This window comes from Psychrobacter sp. Ps2 (genome assembly GCF_022129405.1).
Classification (GTDB): Bacteria; Pseudomonadota; Gammaproteobacteria; order Pseudomonadales; family Moraxellaceae; genus Psychrobacter.
This window is the reverse complement of the sequence record NZ_JADQAM010000061.1, coordinates 320,069-337,375: the sequence shown is the minus strand read 5'-3', so window position 1 is coordinate 337,375 and position 17,307 is coordinate 320,069. Positions and strand designations below refer to the sequence as shown.

At 42.2% G+C, this 17,307-nt stretch carries 13 protein-coding genes; 7 read left to right on the top strand and 6 right to left on the bottom strand.

Features of this window, described 5'->3' with window-relative positions; all coding sequences use genetic code 11:
* Positions 1 to 105: 105 nt before the first annotated feature.
* The 4 genes from I3254_RS13055 to I3254_RS13040 all read right to left on the bottom strand — a co-directional run bounded on the left by I3254_RS13055 (position 106) and on the right by I3254_RS13040 (position 5,096).
* Positions 106 to 819 carry a cytochrome c1 gene (locus tag I3254_RS13055; protein ID WP_101205476.1) on the bottom strand — a complete coding sequence of 238 codons (714 nt, stop codon included), beginning with the start codon at positions 817 to 819 and terminating at the stop codon, positions 106 to 108.
* Entirely contained in the window at positions 819 to 2,024 is a 1,206-nt protein-coding gene (locus I3254_RS13050; RefSeq protein ID WP_179798892.1) for a cytochrome bc complex cytochrome b subunit, read from the bottom strand. Before I3254_RS13050 ends, I3254_RS13055 begins: the two co-directional genes overlap by 1 nt.
* A 22-nt stretch (positions 2,025 to 2,046) precedes the next feature.
* Positions 2,047 to 2,631: a ubiquinol-cytochrome c reductase iron-sulfur subunit gene (gene petA, locus I3254_RS13045; protein ID WP_238053157.1), complete on the bottom strand. Its 585-nt coding sequence runs from the start codon at positions 2,629 to 2,631 to the stop codon at positions 2,047 to 2,049.
* A 521-nt stretch (positions 2,632 to 3,152) separates the two neighbouring features.
* On the bottom strand, positions 3,153 to 5,096 hold the full coding sequence (locus I3254_RS13040; RefSeq protein WP_238053156.1) for an ATP-binding cassette domain-containing protein: 1,944 nt from the start codon (positions 5,094 to 5,096) through the stop codon (positions 3,153 to 3,155).
* A 240-nt stretch (positions 5,097 to 5,336) separates the two neighbouring features.
* Here I3254_RS13040 and I3254_RS13035 point away from each other — a divergent pair, with 240 nt between their 5' ends.
* From I3254_RS13035 to I3254_RS13025, 3 genes are all read left to right on the top strand, one after another.
* Positions 5,337 to 5,594, top strand: a complete 258-nt coding sequence (locus I3254_RS13035; protein ID WP_201547976.1) for a SlyX family protein — start codon at positions 5,337 to 5,339, stop codon at positions 5,592 to 5,594.
* A gap of 219 nt (positions 5,595 to 5,813) precedes the next feature.
* Positions 5,814 to 7,313 (top strand): outer membrane protein transport protein, encoded by a 1,500-nt coding sequence (locus tag I3254_RS13030; protein WP_238053155.1) that lies wholly within the window; start codon positions 5,814 to 5,816, stop codon positions 7,311 to 7,313.
* Between the two features lie 308 nt (positions 7,314 to 7,621).
* Complete coding sequence (locus tag I3254_RS13025; RefSeq protein WP_238053154.1) at positions 7,622 to 8,977, top strand: outer membrane protein transport protein; 1,356 nt, start codon at positions 7,622 to 7,624, stop codon at positions 8,975 to 8,977.
* A gap of 558 nt (positions 8,978 to 9,535) precedes the next feature.
* Here I3254_RS13025 and putP read toward each other — a convergent pair.
* Both putP and I3254_RS13015 read right to left on the bottom strand, forming a co-directional pair.
* On the bottom strand, positions 9,536 to 11,035 hold the full coding sequence (putP, locus tag I3254_RS13020; protein ID WP_160020915.1) for a sodium/proline symporter PutP: 1,500 nt from the start codon (positions 11,033 to 11,035) through the stop codon (positions 9,536 to 9,538).
* Positions 11,036 to 11,492: 457 nt separating this feature from the next.
* The gene (locus I3254_RS13015) at positions 11,493 to 12,365 is read right to left on the bottom strand and encodes a LysR family transcriptional regulator (RefSeq protein ID WP_101205469.1); all 873 of its coding nucleotides are present in this window, start codon (positions 12,363 to 12,365) and stop codon (positions 11,493 to 11,495) included.
* Positions 12,366 to 12,740: 375 nt separating this feature from the next.
* Between I3254_RS13015 and leuC the strand changes: the two genes are divergently transcribed.
* The 4 genes from leuC to leuB all read left to right on the top strand — a co-directional run bounded on the left by leuC (position 12,741) and on the right by leuB (position 16,974).
* Positions 12,741 to 14,159, top strand: a complete 1,419-nt coding sequence (gene leuC / locus I3254_RS13010; RefSeq protein ID WP_238053153.1) for a 3-isopropylmalate dehydratase large subunit — start codon at positions 12,741 to 12,743, stop codon at positions 14,157 to 14,159.
* A gap of 142 nt (positions 14,160 to 14,301) precedes the next feature.
* A complete protein-coding gene (leuD, locus tag I3254_RS13005) occupies positions 14,302 to 14,952 on the top strand; it encodes a 3-isopropylmalate dehydratase small subunit (RefSeq protein WP_057759322.1) in 651 nt (216 codons plus the stop codon).
* Between the two features lie 136 nt (positions 14,953 to 15,088).
* Positions 15,089 to 15,808, top strand: a complete 720-nt coding sequence (locus I3254_RS13000) for a hypothetical protein (RefSeq protein ID WP_238053152.1) — start codon at positions 15,089 to 15,091, stop codon at positions 15,806 to 15,808.
* Between the two features lie 62 nt (positions 15,809 to 15,870).
* Positions 15,871 to 16,974 (top strand): 3-isopropylmalate dehydrogenase, encoded by a 1,104-nt coding sequence (leuB, locus tag I3254_RS12995; RefSeq protein WP_238053151.1) that lies wholly within the window; start codon positions 15,871 to 15,873, stop codon positions 16,972 to 16,974.
* Positions 16,975 to 17,307 lie beyond the last annotated feature (333 nt).

Here is a 17,307-nt window from a genome sequence, read left to right as displayed (position 1 = left end):
CTTATTTTACGGTATATCTAGTATTTATGCTCTATATCAAGGCACAAAAAAGCACTACCGAAGTAGTGCCTTTTTTATTTCTCAGAACTATCTGCTGACTATGACTTATTTAACATCTTTCCAGAATTCTTTATTCAATAAGTAAACTGGGATGAGCAGTACTAATAAGAATAGAATTACGAAGAAACCAATTACTTGACGGTCATGGCGAGCAGGTTCACCCATCCACGCCATAAAGTTAACCAAGTCACCAACTTCAGATTCAAACTCTTCTTGGCTCAACTCTTCTTGCATATTATGCAATACGTGAGGCATCGCTGCATTGGCCAGTACTAAGTTATTCGCGCCCCAAGGACGGCTTGGATCTTCATAGAACGACAGTAGGTAAGTATATACCCAGTCGTCGCCACGCAGACGTGTCTCAAGTGATAGATCAGGAGGCGCTGCGCCAAACCAAGACGCTTGAATCTCAGGATCTATCTCAGCAGTAATGTGGTCACCGATTTGATCGGTAGTAACCATCAAATACTTTTCAACCAGCTCAGGCGGTATCTCTAAATCTTTGGCAATGCGCGAATGACGAACGTACTTGGCTGAGTGACACCCAGCACAGTAGTTCATAAAGATCTTCGCGCCGTTTTGTAGTGAGCCCTTATTGGTAAAATCAATAGGAGCTGTACTACAAGCCAGGTGTTCATCAACGCCATCTGCATTGGTGAATGTACCGCAGCCACTGCCTGAAGCCATTGCCGTACCAGCAGTCAAGGTTAATGCCGCGCCTAAGCCTAGACCAGCTAGGGATTTAATTAGCGTGTTCATTAGTGACCTCCGGTAACGCGTTCTGGTGGCTGTTTACACTTCTCAATCGCAGTGTAGAAAGGCATCAGCAAGAAGAACAAGAAATATAGAATCGTGAATACACGAGCCATGATGGTTGCCGTTGGTGTCGCAGGCGTCGCACCCAAGTAACCCAATACAACAAAGCTAATAGCAAAGACGGTCAGCGCAATCTTAGATAATATACCTTTGTAACGTATAGAGCGCACAGGAGACCTATCAAGCCATGGGATCAAGAACAGTACGGCAATCGCGCCACCCATCGCAATCACGCCACCAAGCTTATCAGGAACAGCACGCAAGATAGCGTAGAAAGGCGTGTAGTACCATACTGGAGCAATATGCGCTGGTGTTTTCAGTGAGTTCGCTGTCTCAAAGTTTGGTGGCTCAAGGAAGAAACCGCCGCCTTCTGGGAAGAAGAATACCACTGCAAAGAAACAGATAAAGAATACTACGATACCCACCATGTCATGCACAGTGTAGTACGGATGGAATTCGATACCGTCTAAAGGTACACCATTTTTGTCTTTTAGCTTTTTGATGTCGATACCATCAGGGTTGTTCGAACCCACATGGTGCAACGCCACGATATGCATAAATACTAGGCCCACGAGTACTAATGGAATAGCAACAACGTGTAGAGCAAAGAAACGGTTTAGGGTAATACCAGAGATGATATAGTCACCACGTACCCATTCAGCAAGGCCATCACCAATAACAGGTAGAGCTGCAGGTAAGTTCAAGATAACCTGTGCACCCCAGAATGACATGTTGCCCCAAGGTAGTAAGTATCCAAAGAAACCTTCTGCCATAAGTGCTAGGTAGATACCCATACCGATTAGCCAAATAAGCTCACGAGGTTTTTGGTATGAACCGTATAGCAAGGCTCTAAACATATGCAGGTATACAACGACGAAAAACGCAGATGCGCCGGTTGAGTGCATATAGCGAATGAGCCAGCCACCTTTTACGTCACGCATGATGTATTCAACAGACGCAAATGCCCCTTCGGCACTTGGGTTGTACATCATCGTAAGCCATATACCAGTCACCAATTGGTTGACCAATACAATCATTGATAGCACGCCAAAGAAGTACCAAAAGTTAAAGTTCTTTGGTGCGTAGTACTTTGACATATGGTATTCATAGGTTTCGGTCGCTGGAAAACGCGCGTCCACCCAATGCATTAACTTTTTACCCATACTCATATTAAGCCTCCCCAACCGTCAAGATGGTACCATCCATACCATATTCTGGAACGGGTAAATTAAGTGGTGCAGGAACGCCGCTATATACGCGACCTGCTAAGTCATATTTTGACCCGTGACACGGACAGAAAAATCCGCCGTACCAATCATTACCACCTAAATCCACCGCGCCCACATCAGGACGGTAGTTTGGTGCACAGCCCAAATGTGTGCAAACGCCTTCGACAACCAATAGGGTTGGATCTAAAGAGCGAGTAGGATTTTTGCAATATTCAGGTTGTAGAGACGCATCAGACTCAGGATCAGATAATAGAGGTTTGACTGACTCTAGTCCTGCAACCATGTCTTCGGTGCGCTTAACCACATAAATAGGTTTACCACGGTATTTGACGACGATCATTTGTCCATCTTCGATAGAACCAATATCTTGGGTCACTGCAGCCCCTGCAGCCTCAGCTTTAGCGCTTGGGTACCAAGAACGGACAAAAGGTGTCGCCACGGCAGCTACCCCAGCTGCACCAATCGCGGCAGTTGAGGCAATAAGAACTCTACGGCGTTGTACATTAACGCCTTCGGCTTGGCTCATTAATACTTCCTCCAGGTGAATGAAATGGGATTATCCCACACTGGGTTTGTGGCTTAGAAAATATACAATATCAAGCCACTTTAGCTGTGCCTAATTTTGCTAATTGTTGCTATTCTAAGCTATTTCGGTGATAAAATAAATTATTGCGTTAAAAATAAAGCAACCTCAATAGGACATATTAGAAGGTTGAATATGATAATCAAACCAAAACAGTTGGATTATCAACGCTTAACGCTAACTTTGCTTTAACAAGGATTATGATGTGATGACCTTATAAATAATAAGGATTTTCAGCAATAGCGAATGATACTTGAAATTAAGGTAATGTTCACTAACTTTCACCATCTAACTACTTTGTAAGTTGCTGTAAAACAAATATCACCACTCTATATAATAAAGTGGTGATGCCTTCACAATGATTAATAATGTTTTGTCAAACTATCAGGAACTTATTTATCGAAATACGCAATGCAAAGTACATATGCGATATTCCAATAAACTCAGCTAGAGAGTTGCCACTATTAGCCTTCAAGCTCACTCCAACGTTCAAGCTTGTGCATCATCTCATCTTCGATGGTTAAGAGACGCTCACTAGCAGCTGTCGCCGCATCAAAGTCGGTATTGAACCAAGAGCCATCGGCCAGCTTTTCTTGCAATTGAGCCTGTTCAGCTTCGAGTGCAGCGATTTCTTTTGGCAAGTTATCCAGTTCGCGTTGATCATTATAATTTAGCTTTTTGACTGGCTTATTTGGTTTCGCTGCTGCACCAGACTTATTTGTCGCTTTATTGCTTGCTGTACTGTTGGCAGGCGCTTTAGCAGCACGGGATGCTTCTTCGCGGTTTTTTTGTACGAGGTACTCTTGATAACCACCTACATACTCACTAACAGTGCCTTTACCATATTCATCTTCGCCAAACACCCACGTAGAGGTAACGACGTTGTCCATGAATGAACGATCATGACTGATCAGCAAAATCGTACCACCAAAGCTGGCGACTGACTCTTCTAATAGCTCAAGTGTGGCCATATCCAAATCGTTGGTCGGCTCATCGAGTACCAAAATATTGGCAGGTTTTAATAACTGCTTGGCCAGTAGTACTCGGTTACGCTCACCACCAGACAAGGCTTTGACAGGTGTACGTGCACGCTCTGGTGCAAATAAGAAATCTTGCAAGTAGCTCATGATGTGCGTCTTGCGACCGCCAACTTCGACAAAGTCAGAACCTTCCGAAACGTTTTGTGCAACGCTTGCTTCAAGGTCTAACTGATCACGCAGCTGATCGAAGAATGCAATTTTCAGATTAGTACCTAATTCGACACTACCAGACTTAGTCACTTCATCATCAGACATATCGAGTAGGGCTTTAATAAGCGTAGTTTTACCCGCACCATTAGGACCGACAATACCAATCTTATCGCCACGCATAATAGTAGTCGTAAAATCATCTACCAAGACGTTGCCGTCATATTCAAGATGTAAGTTTTTAACTTTACAGACAAGCTTACCGCTTTTCTCGCCTTGTCCCATGGTGATGTTTACATTGCCCACTTGCTCACGGCGATCGCTACGCTCTTCACGTAAGGCTTTTAGTTCACGTACACGGCCTTCGTTACGGGTACGACGTGCTTTGATACCTTGGCGAATCCAAACTTCTTCTTGTGCCAGTTTTTTATCAAAGTTGGCATTGTTCTTTTCTTCAGCCTGTAACTGTAGCTCTTTTAGCTCTTGATAGCGCGCGTAACCACCTTCACCTTGTGTTACGTCATAACTGGTCAATTGGCCACGGTCAAGCTCAATAATGCGAGTCGATAGTTTATTGACGAATGCTCTATCATGAGTCACGAACAACAACGTCAGGCCTTGCCAATCGAGCAAAAAGCGCTCTAACCATTCGATACTTTCAACATCCAAATGGTTGGTTGGCTCATCTAGGAGTAGCACATCAGGCTTAGTGACTAGCGCACGAGCGAGTAACACGCGGCGTTTACGACCACCAGATAGGGATGATAAGTCGTCTTCTGGATTAAGGCCCATGGTCGTAATCAGACGCATGGCATCGCGTTCTAAGTCCCAACCATGTACCGCATCGATATCATGCTGTAGGGTCGCCATATGCTCACAGGCATCCATATCGCCATTCGCGCACATATCGACTTGCTTATTATAGTTAATGAGCAAATCAGCTGTGCGACGACTGCCGCCCATAACGATGTCTAATATGCGACCGCTGGTCTCAGGAACGTCTTGCTCTAGCATCGCTACACGCATGCTACTGTTGGTAATAATCTCGCCACTGTCAGGCTGCAATGAGCCATTGATCAGTTTAAACAAAGTAGATTTACCTTCGCCGTTGCGGCCAATCAAGCACACACGCTCGCCTGTATTGATAGAAAAATCAATACCATCAAGAACAGGCGCGACGCCAAAGGCTAAGTGAATGTCTTTTAAATGAATCAGTGCCATAGAGTATCTTAAGCTTATATAATAGTGAGGTAGGGGTTGTTGCAAAATTGCCTGCAGTATAACATGCCACCGCGTCACTGTAGTGCGAGTAAATAGTTTTATCAGTACTATTTATTGCTTTTACTAACTGCTCCTATTCCATGACTATGTTTGTAGGTTTATCGCTAATTTACGGTACCCTTCAAATCCTTTAATAATCCATCCTTTCAATTTAATACTTACTATAATTTAGAGAAAAATATGAACCAATCTAAAACTACAGACGATACTTCTGATATTCAAAATGATTTGCAAGCCCAAGTAGTCGACTTGCAAATGAGCCTCGCGCATCTCGAAGTAACCGTCGAAAGACTGGATGACGTAATTACGCGACAAGACAGAGATATTCATACGTTGCAACGTCAACTACAGCTTATTTATAAACAGATTGAGGGTCAGGATACAGAAAGTGGCATTGCACCATTCGATGTAATGGCAGACAGACCGCCACATTATTAATAAGTAGAATTTAGAGAGAAAAGCTTTTAATAATGGAAAATATATACGTATTTTCATATATAGATACTGTCTGATGACTATGTGGTCATAACATAGAAATAATGTGTTTTTGTAGTTGTTTTAGTGTTAAAAAATCTTTACTATCTTCCACCTCGGATGCTGCTTATCTATGAAAATTAGGTATGACAGTAAAACAATGCGGATGTTTGGAGATATAAAATGCGCCACACCTTTCATTTAAAAACTCTTGCAGTAGCTGTTGCTACTCTTTCTGTTGCTAGCGTCGCTAGTGCTGCTGGCCTTGATCGCTCAGGTCAAGATATCACCGCATTCCTACAAGACGGCACGTATGCAGAAGCTGTCTACACTTATATCGATGCTGATGTTACTGGTAAAGATACCTCAGGTAATAAGATCGATGACATCGCAGAGTCTTATGACTTTTTCCGTTATGGCGTAAAAACAGATATCAACGATACATTCAGTATTGGTATCTTATATGATGAGCCTTTTGGTGCAGCAGCCGATTACACTGGAAATAATAACTTTGTAGGCGCACCAACTGATGCTGTTAATAATATTATTGCATCGCGTCTAGGTGGATTAGGCGTTAATAATGTAGAAGAGTTGAAAGGTTTAGTTGAAGGTACTCAAAACCAGTTAACTGCTGCTGAAACTCGTTTAAATGCAGTTAGAGAGCAAGTAAGACAAGCCCAAGCAGCTGTTAATCAAAACCCAGCACTTGAGCCTGCACTGCGTCCACAGATTAATGCTGGTTTAGCAGGTATCGCCGCTGGCGAAACGCAGCTAGCAGAAGGTCAAGCACAGTTAAATCAACTTGAGCAATTAGAAGGCTTTGCGGATGGTCGCCTTGCGAATGATGAAGGCACAAATGTTGAAGTCCGTAGCGAAAGCATCACAGGTATCCTAGGTGCTAAGTTTGGTCAAAACAAAGAATTCCAAGTGTACGGTGGTCCTGTTGTTCAGCGTATCAAAGCTGATGTAAGTCTTCGTGGTAGTGCCTATAGTGCTGCTACAGGCTATACCGCTCATATTAGTCCTGATACCGACTATGGCTATATCGCTGGTATATCTTATAGTAAACCTGAAATTGCTCTAAAGGCAGCTTTGACCTATCGTTCTGAAATTGACCACAGCTCGAATATCGATGAGATATATCCAGTAGTAGCAGCTTTAGGTGGTGAAGCGAATCAAGGTAATACGCTAGATATTACTACCCCTAAATCAGTTAACTTCGATTTCCAAACTGGTATTAACCCTACAACCTTAGCTACTGCAAAAGTACGTTGGGTACCATGGAGTGATTTTGCAATCGTTCCACCACTTTATAATGAAGTAAGCAAGCAAGCAACTAATGATGATAAAGGTTTATCTTTAGTCAGCTATGACGATGACCAATGGCAAGTAGAGTTAGGTCTGGCTAAACGCTTAGCGCCAGCATTGGCAGTAAGTGGTACTGTCGGTTGGGATAGTGGTGCTGGTAACCCTGTAACTTCATTGGGTCCTATCGAAGGCTATTATAGTGCTGGCCTTGGCGCAAAATATAATGTTACCGAGAACTGGGCAATATCTGCTGGCGGTAAATACTTATGGTTCGGTGATGCCAAAGGTCAAATCCCAACTAAGACGATTGTTAGTGATTTCGAAAGTAACGATGGTTTTGTATTGGGTGTAAAGGTATCTTACCAAGCTCAGTAAATCACAAATAAATTATGTGATGCTGTTTGTTATTAATATTAAAAGCGATCCTTTAAGGGTCGCTTTTTTATTATGTATTTTTAAAAATCACATTAAAGACAAAAAGTAAACCACAGCATTTTATTTATATCTTATATGTACTGTTCAGTCATATTTGAGAAATAAAGCACTTTAAATGTTGTTTTAGTGTCAAAAAGACATTAGTATTCAACTTAGGACGAAACTTTAGTAATACCAGTATTAAGCATAGCAATGCTACATAATGGTTATTAAAGTATTAATACAACAAGGACCGTTGGAGATACACAATGCGCACTACCTTTCATTTGAAAACCCTTGCAGTAGCTATTGCTACTCTCTCTGTTGCTAGCGTAACCAACGCTGCTGGTCTTGATCGTTCAGGTCAAGATGTCACTGCTTTTTTTCAAGATGGCACTTACGCTGAAGCGGTCTATACTTATATTGACGCTGATGTAAGCGGCTACGATAGTTCGAATGTCAACCCTGGCCAAAATGACTATGAGCGCGGCGACAAAACGGGTGATATTGCTGAATCTTATGACTTCTTCCGCTATGGCGTGAAGACTGATATCAACGACACGTTCAGTGTGGGTGTGCTATATGATGAGCCTTTTGGTGCTGCTGCTGAATACACGCAAAGTAATTTTGTGGCAAGCAATAATCCTCAAGCTTCAGGAGGTGAATTGGTAGGTGATGGTGTAGACCCACAGACTGCAGGTGCCATAGCACTATCCGAAGCAAGTACTGCAGGTGAAAATACCAATGTAGAAGTTCGTAGCCAAAGCCTAACGGGTATCCTTGGTATGAAGTTCGGCGCGAATAAAAACTTCCAAATTTATGGTGGTCCAGTTGCTCAGCGTATCCAATCTGAAACCAAGCTGCGTGGCTTAGCTTATGGGCCTGCTAGTGGTTATACCTCAAACAGCAATCCTGATATGGATTACGGTTATATAGCAGGTATTGCCTATAGCAAGCCTGAAATTGCTCTAAAAGCAGCGTTGACTTATCGTTCTGAGATTGACCATGATATAGATATCTCTGAGAATTATCCTATAGCAGGTATTTTGGCTCAAGGAGCTGCTTTGCAGCAAGGAGCGACTCCAGCACAGGCAGCGGCTATAGGGGCTGCGGCTGCTAACCGGAACAGTAATTATGAGATTACAACCCCTAAATCAGTCAACTTTGATTTCCAAACAGGTATCAATCCGACTACTTTAGCAACGGCAAAAGTCCGTTGGGTACCATGGAGCGATTTTGCCATCACACCACCATTATATAATGACGTTAGTAAACGTAATTACGGCCCTGATGGTTTGGACTTGGTTGAATACGAAGATGACCAATGGCAAGTGGAGCTAGGTCTTGCCAAGCGTGTCGCGCCTGCACTTGCTATAAGTGGTACGGTTGGTTGGGATAGTGGTGCCGGTGATCCAACAACGTCGTTAGGTCCTGTCGATGGCTATTACAGCGTCGGTCTTGGTGCCAAATACAACGTGACGGAAAACTGGGCAGTGTCTGCTGGTGGTAAATACTTATGGTTCGGTGATGCAAAAGGTCGTCTACCTAGTGGAAAAATCGTTGGTGATTTCCAAGATAATGATGGCTTTATTGCTGGTTTAAAGCTGTCGTATCAAGGTAAATAGCTTCTTTATATAACTGCTGGATAATAAAAAAGCGACCTATGATGGGTCGCTTTTTTATGGGCTTTCTATTACCTATTTGACTGTAAGTTCTCAAATATAGATAGAACAGCAAATATAATCTTTATAGTATTAATTCATATAGCACGACTACATTTTATTTGCCTAGTTTAGCTTAGTGTCCATATACAGCAAATACCCTTGCATTTAAGAACCTATACGCACTCGTACCTTACCGAATGAGTTGTTAATAACGTAGCATACTTGAGGTACACAAGGAAAAGATCTAAATAGATAATCAAATGTGATATTAAGAAAAGAAGTATTGTTGATAAAGGCTTACTTCGTAAAAGTGAGCAGCAGTTGGAATGCCAAATAGGCTAGGACAATCTGGCTTAGTATATCCATCACAGAGCTATCCATACTACTGTCTCATTGATCATAAGTTCTCTTTGTTTAATACTGTAGTAGGTTAAATATACTAAATCGTTACTCATAAAAAAACCTCGCCAATAATGACGAGGTTTTTCTATAACAATAATCTTAAGACATTACGTAAACTTATTTGTTTAAGTTTAACTCCATCTCTTTGTACTTAGCAGAAACTGAAGGTCTTGGGCCACCAGTCATGATACTAACGGCAAAGATAGCGATAGTACTTAAGATAAAGCCTGGAACGATAGCATATAACCAGCTATTTAGTGCCATACCATCTACTTGGAAAGGACCATAAATCCATAGGATAACAGTCAACGCACCAACAACCATACCAGCAACAGCACCATTACGGTTCATACCACGCCATGTAAGGCTAAAGATAACCAATGGACCAAACGCAGCACCGAATCCTGCCCATGCATTAGAAACTAGGTTCAATACTGAGCTATCTGGGTTAGACGCTAGCATAATGGCAACGATAGCAACGATAATAACTGAGATACGACCAACCAATACCTGGCGAGCTTCTGGAGCATCTTTATCAAAGAATAGTTTGTATACATCTTTGGTTAAAGAGCTTGATACAACCAATAGCTGTGATGAGATAGTACTCATAATTGCTGCTAAAATAGCTGCCAATAGGAAGCCTGAAACCAATGGATGGAACAAGAACTGAGTGAATACTAAGAAGATAGTCTCAGGATCATCCAGCGTCATCGCAGTTTTTTGTACGTAGGCACGACCAGCAAAACCAGTCATTAGTGAACCAATAAGACTCACAACCATCCAGCTCATACCGATATTACGTGCAGTCGGTACATCTCTCACTGAACGAATCGCCATAAAACGTACGATAATATGCGGTTGGCCAAAGTAACCTAAACCCCATGCCATTAACGAAATAATACCAATGACACTCATACCGCTAGTAACGTCTAAAAGGGTAGGGTCGATATTTCTAACCGCTTCTGTCGTAGCTGAAATACCACCAAGATCAGTAAAGGCAACGACAGGTACGATTACCATGGCAAACAGCATGATGACGCCCTGTACGAAATCGGTCATAGATACTGCTAAGAAACCACCGAATAGCGTATAAGCCACAACCACACCAGCAGTAACCCATAGGCCAGTACTATACGATAGGTTAAGTGAGCTTTCGAAGAGTTTACCACCACCTACAAGACTTGCAGCGGTATAGACGGTAAAGAATAGAATGATGACCACGGCTGAGATGACGCGTAGCATGTGCGACTTGTCTTCAAAGCGGTTGGCGAAATAATCTGGTAGGGTGATAGCGTTGTCAGCCACTTCGGTATAAACACGAAGGCGAGGTGCTACGATGAGATAGTTTAATAATGCACCTAATGTCAAACCAAGCGCGATCCAAATACTGACCACACCATCGGCAAACATATAACCAGGTAAGCCAAGTAGTAACCAACCTGACATATCTGATGCACCTGCAGAAAGTGCGGTTACTGCTGGGCCTAAGTTACGACCCCCTAACATATAGCCTTCAGTATCATTGGCTTGCTTAAAATAAGCGTAAACACCAATCCCAATCATCACTAAGAAATAGGCGCCGAGTGATATCAGCACGCCACTAGAAACTCCGTTCATATAAATTGTCCTTAACCAACATGGTTGGCTGTAATTATTTTTTAACTATAAAAGTTCTGTCCTACAAGGCGATGTCCAAAACAATATTTAAAGACAAAAAAAGCCATTAATTAAGACATAATGGCTTTTTTCAGTATCTTCTGTAGTTATATATGATTGATGTCGTTCTATGGCTAGCACTCATATAGAGATAGAGAACAATGGGAATTTCGCATTCCACTTATCTATTGTTATTGCTCGCATCTGCTATTTATATATGAGTATTAGCAACCTATACAATCAACCAAAACCATTAAACCTACTGTTAACCATCATATCTTACTAGAAGTATTCAATATATGACTATCAGTGTCCTTGTGGTAAATTTTTGTTATAAAAACAACGTCAAGCGTATTATAACGCATGAGAGTCACAAATGCGAATAGCTTAATGGTTAGACTGTTATAGCGAGCTCCTTTTATTCAATAGGCGCAAGTAAGTCTAGTAGGGCGGTCACGCTGCTAGATTGAGTTAATTTTGGATTGATGACCACACCTAAATAGCGTTGTAATTCAATATTGTCAGCCATATCGATACGTTCCAAGTCTTGACTGACCATCGTTTGTGGTAGTACTGACCAACCAAGACCAACAGATACCAGCATACGGATAGACTCAAGCGGGTTGGTGCTCATCGTGGCATAAGGCTTCAGATTGTGCTTGGCAAACTCAGCCAAGGTAATCTGACTGGTAAAGGTATTGGCAGAAGGCAAAATGGCAGGATAGCGCGCTAACTGCTCCAACGTCACATTAGATTTAGTAGCCAAAGGTGATAGCGTACCCGTCATAAAATAAAGAGGGTCTGACCAGAGCGTGTGATAGGTTAGCCGCTTATCGTAGACAGGTGGAAGCGTAACAAAGGCTAAAGACAAATCACCATCTAGTACTGCTTTATGAGCTTTTTCAGAATCTACGAAGTGTACTTCTAACTGAACAGCTGGATAAGCTTGAATAAAGTGTTTAAGGACAGGTGCTAAATGATGTAGGCCAATATGATGGCTAGTACCAATGACTAATTTGCCAGAAACGATATGCTGAGAATGCTGCAAGTTGATTTTAAAGTTCTCATAATCTTCCAGCCAACGCTTGGCATGAGGTAGCATTTCACTAGCAGCTTGAGTAGGTACAATTCCACGTCCTACCGTATCAAACAAGGTAATATTAAACTCGTCTTCTAAGTTTTTGATACGTTTACTGACAGCAGGCTGAGTGATAAACAGCTTTTCTGCGGCGCCTGAGATACTGCCAGTGTGCATAACGGTAACGAATGTCGTCAAGTTTGTGGTGTTCAAACGAATGTCCTTAGCTACTTTACGAGCTATAAATAAAAGTTGGCTGACCCAATCACAACGTATTAGAAATAAAAGTTTGCGTCTGGTTAAAAATCATCAATTATTATTATAGGATTTGCCTGCTATAATCACAAGACATAGAGGCGTATTGTGACATATTTATTCTAAAAAACTGGCTATTTGCCACTTAAAACGTATTTTAAGCGTTAATTTTAGTCATATGTTGGGTCTCATAAAGAAATAGTATTTAAATTTTAGATACGACCGTAATTATTAACCATTATAGATAGACATAGCATTTACATAGAATCTTAGCTTGGCAATGTGCAAGTAAGTAAAAAATTAAGTAATTAGTAACCTATAAAGGATAGCAACATGGCTGGTCAAACGTTATATGACAAACTTTGGAACGCTCACGAAGTCACTAAGCGCGACGATGGTTCGAGCCTGATTTATATCGACCGCCACCTGTTGCATGAAGTGACGAGTCCACAAGCATTTGAAGGGTTGGAATTAGCAAACAGAGCGCCATGGCGTTTATCGGCTAACATTGCCAGTCCAGATCACAATGTGCCGACTGTCACCAAAGAGCGCCTAGAAGGGGTGCCTGGGATTAAAGACAAGGTATCACGCTTGCAGGTTGTCACGTTGGATGATAACTGCACCAAGTTTGATATTGCTGAATTTACTATCAATGACGCTCGTCAAGGAATTTTGCACGTGGTCGGTCCTGAGCAAGGTTTGGTCTTGCCAGGTATGACGGTTGTTTGTGGCGACTCGCATACAGCGACCCACGGAGCACTTGGTTGCTTGGCTCATGGTATCGGAACTTCTGAAGTTGAGCATGTATTGGCAACGCAGTGTTTGATTCAAAAGAAATCAAAAAACATGCAAATCCGCGTTACTGGTCAACTTGGTCCTGGCGTCACTTCAAAAGATGTGGTGTTAGCTATCATTGCGAAGATCGGTACAGCAGGTGGAACAGGACACGCGATTGAATTTGCAGGTCAAGTTTTCGAAGACATGAGTATGGAAGGTCGTATGACCGTCTGTAACATGGCGATCGAAGCAGGTGCGCGTGTTGGTATGGTTGCGGTCGATGACACGACGATTGATTATGTCAAAGGTCGTCCATATGCGCCAAGCGAAGCACAATGGGAACAAGCGGAAGCCTACTGGCGTACACTATATTCAGACGATGACGCGGTATTTGATACTGTAGTAGAAATCGATGGTAGTCAGATCGCACCGCAAGTATCTTGGGGTACATCGCCTGAGATGGTGGTAGATATTACGCAATCCGTACCGACACCAGATCAAGCCATTGATGAAGCTCAAGAAGAAGGCTGGTTACGCGCTTATACTTATATGGGGCTAGAGGCAGGTCAGAAAATTACGGATATTCAACTTGATCGTATATTTATCGGTTCATGTACCAACTCACGTATCGAAGATTTACGTGATGCGGCAGCGGTAATTAAAGGTCGCAAAGTTGCTGATAACGTAAAAGAAGCGATCGTTGTTGCAGGTTCTGGACAGGTGAAGTTGCAAGCAGAGGCTGAAGGCTTGGATATGTTATTTACCGAAGCTGGTTTTGAATGGCGTGAGCCGGGCTGCTCGATGTGTCTTGCGATGAATGCAGACAAGCTTGAGCCGCAAGAGCACTGCGCTTCAACGTCTAATCGTAATTTCGAGGGTCGTCAGGGCAATGGTGGTCGTACGCATTTGGTAAGCCCAGCAATGGCAGCTGCAGCAGCATTGGCAGGTCATTTTGTAGACGTTCGTACGTTTTAAGACTGATAATAAGTAGCTGACATCATGCTTGTATTAATGATAAATATATGAGCATGGTGTCAAAGATGGTAAAAACTTATTTACTGTTTAATACGCTTATCAAGACCATCAGCCAGCAAAAATATAATTGATAGGAAATTTTATGCAAGCTTATAACACCCAAACAGGTATCGTTTGCCCGTTAGATCGCGCAAACGTCGATACCGACCAAATTATCGCAAAACAGTTTTTGAAGTCTATTAAACGTACAGGTTTTGGCGTAAATTTATTTGACGATTGGCGCTATCTTGATGAAGGCTATCCTGGTCAAGACAATAGCACACGAGTTATCAATCCAGATTTTGTATTAAATAAACCACGTTATCAAGGTGCTACTATCTTACTAGCACGTAGAAACTTTGGTTGTGGCTCTAGTCGTGAGCATGCACCTTGGGCGTTATCAGAGTATGGTTTCCGTACGGTAATTGCGCCTAGCTTTGCAGATATATTTTACAATAACTGTTTCAAAAATGGCATGTTGCCGATTGTATTAGATGAAGCGATTGTAGATACATTAATGAAAGCAACGTTCGACAACGAAGGCTATGAGTTGACCGCGGATCTTGAACGTCAAGTCGTTATCACACCAACTGGTGAAGAGTATGCCTTTGAAGTAGATGCCTTTCGCAAGCATTGCTTGTTAAACGGACTGGATGACATTGGTTTAACATTGCAACAAAGTGATGCTATCAAAGATTACGAGCAACAAATGATGCAAAAAACACCGTGGATATTTAACGACGTACGAGCGTAGAAGGTCATTCTATAATCTACTGCTAATAAAATATGAGTAGTCGCAACGCAGCGTTGAGTTATGGCGGTGAACTGTCTAAAATGAAGGATAGTTTTTCACTACATTTTATTATCTCTCTTGAATAGTAGCCGCCATTATGAATACAAAACGTTATGCTCTATGGACAAGTACAATTGTTGCTGCAAGCTTATTATTGTCAGGCTGTCAGCTATTGACGGGCTATCAAAAAATAAATGAGGCAGAGAGTGCTGAAGCATGGGTGGGTAAAATTAAACCTATCGCTGGTGAAGTAAATATTGCCTGTGTGGGTACATATCATTGCGAAATTGTGCAGATAGATAAAACACTCATTATTGCGCCCAACAGTCACGAGCCAATCAATCCTCAGATTATGACATCCTTACCACGTCAAGAAGGTATGGCGAAAACATCGATGAATATGGATATGACACCACTCGTCAATAAAAATGCCATAAAAGTTGTGCCGTTAGCGCCTTCTAGTATGCCAGGATTGACCAACTACTATGCACGAGTCATGCCTGCCAAACACGAGGTTCATGTTAATTTTTATCCAGAGAATAACATGGGCTATGTTGAGCGTTTTGCGATGATTCATGATTTCACTGAAGCAGGCACCTATCAGTTACGTGCTTATCAAAAGAAGAACAGCGAAAAATCAGGCAGTCTATTAGACACAGCATCACCTGAGCCCTTATGTATTGAGCTATTGCAAGGCACTCAAGTACAGCGCCGATTCTGTAAGCAACTAGACGCTGAGCATCAAGGTGAGTTTGTAGAGACTGGTATGGCCAAAGCAGTAACATCAGCACCTAAAGCCAAAAAAATGGCAGCATAAAATATGAGTATGAAAAGCTCAAAAATATAATCAACCAATAAAAACATTCCAAAAGGATCAGTATGGCAACGATTTTAACATTAGCGGGTGATGGTATTGGCCCTGAAATTATGACCCAAGCCATTGACGTGCTTAAAGCTGTCAATAATAAGTTTTCACTTGATTTAACGCTTGAGTCTGGATTGATTGGCGGTGTGGCTATTGATGCAACTGGTGAACCTTTACCAGATGAGACATTGGCCCGTGCTCGCGCCGCAGATGCCGTATTGCTAGGTGCAGTTGGTGGTCCTAAATGGGATGCAATCGAGCGTAGTAAACGCCCTGAGCGCGGTTTACTTAAGATTCGCGGTGAGCTTGGTTTATTTGCTAATCTACGCGTAGCCAAGCTCTATCCACAGTTGGCTAATGCCTCAAGTATCAAACCTGAAATTATCTCAGGCTTAGATCTATTGATCGTTCGTGAACTGACAGGCGGTATCTATTTCGGTGAGCCTCGTGGTATCCGTACACTAGAAAATGGTGAGCAGCAAGGCTATAACACGATGGTGTATAGCACAAGTGAGATTCAGCGTATTGGTAAAGTTGCCTTTGAATTAGCAAAAACGCGTGCGCAAGCAGCAGGTACAGCAGCTAAGGTATGTTCAGTTGATAAAGCCAATGTATTAGAAGTCACCGAGCTGTGGAAACAGACGATGATCGAAATGCAGCAAGCTGACTATAGTGATGTGGCGTTATCACATATGTATGCTGACAATGCTTGCATGCAGTTGATTAAAGATCCTAAGCAGTTCGATGTTATGGTGACAGGTAATATGTTTGGCGATATCCTATCTGATGAAGCTGCGATGTTGACAGGCTCTATCGGGATGTTGCCATCAGCGAGCTTGGATGAGTCAGGTAAGGGCATGTATGAGCCGTGTCATGGTTCAGCACCTGATATCGCAGGACAAGATAAAGCCAACCCATTAGCGACTATCTTATCTGTTGCTATGATGCTGCGTTACACCTTCAAGCAAGAAGAAGCGGCACAAGCAATTGAGCAAGCAGTCAGTGATGTGCTTGATGATGGTTTACGTACGCTAGATATTTTAGATAGCAGCGAAGCTGGACTTAAGCAGGTAGGCTGTAAAGAAATGGGTCAAGCGGTTTTGGCCAAACTGATATAAGTTAACTTGCGTTTAAAGGCTATTCCTATATAGCATTTTCCACAGTCTTAGTTTGCGTGTTGTATACCCATAGGCTACCAAGTGGCGTATGGGTTTTTTATCGTTTATTTGTTAGCTTATCTATAAGTATCGTATTAACAGAGACGCTGTACAACAAAGCTCCTTTTAACACAAAGCTGTTATATGCTCACAAGGTAATATGACAATATTAGGGTGTGTCCTCAATTCAATTGATCATATCTAAACGGGCTAAAAATGGCTAAATTTTGCCAAACATCGTTAAATAGCTGGTTAATATCCCGATATTATCTACGCTATTTTCCTTGTTTGACT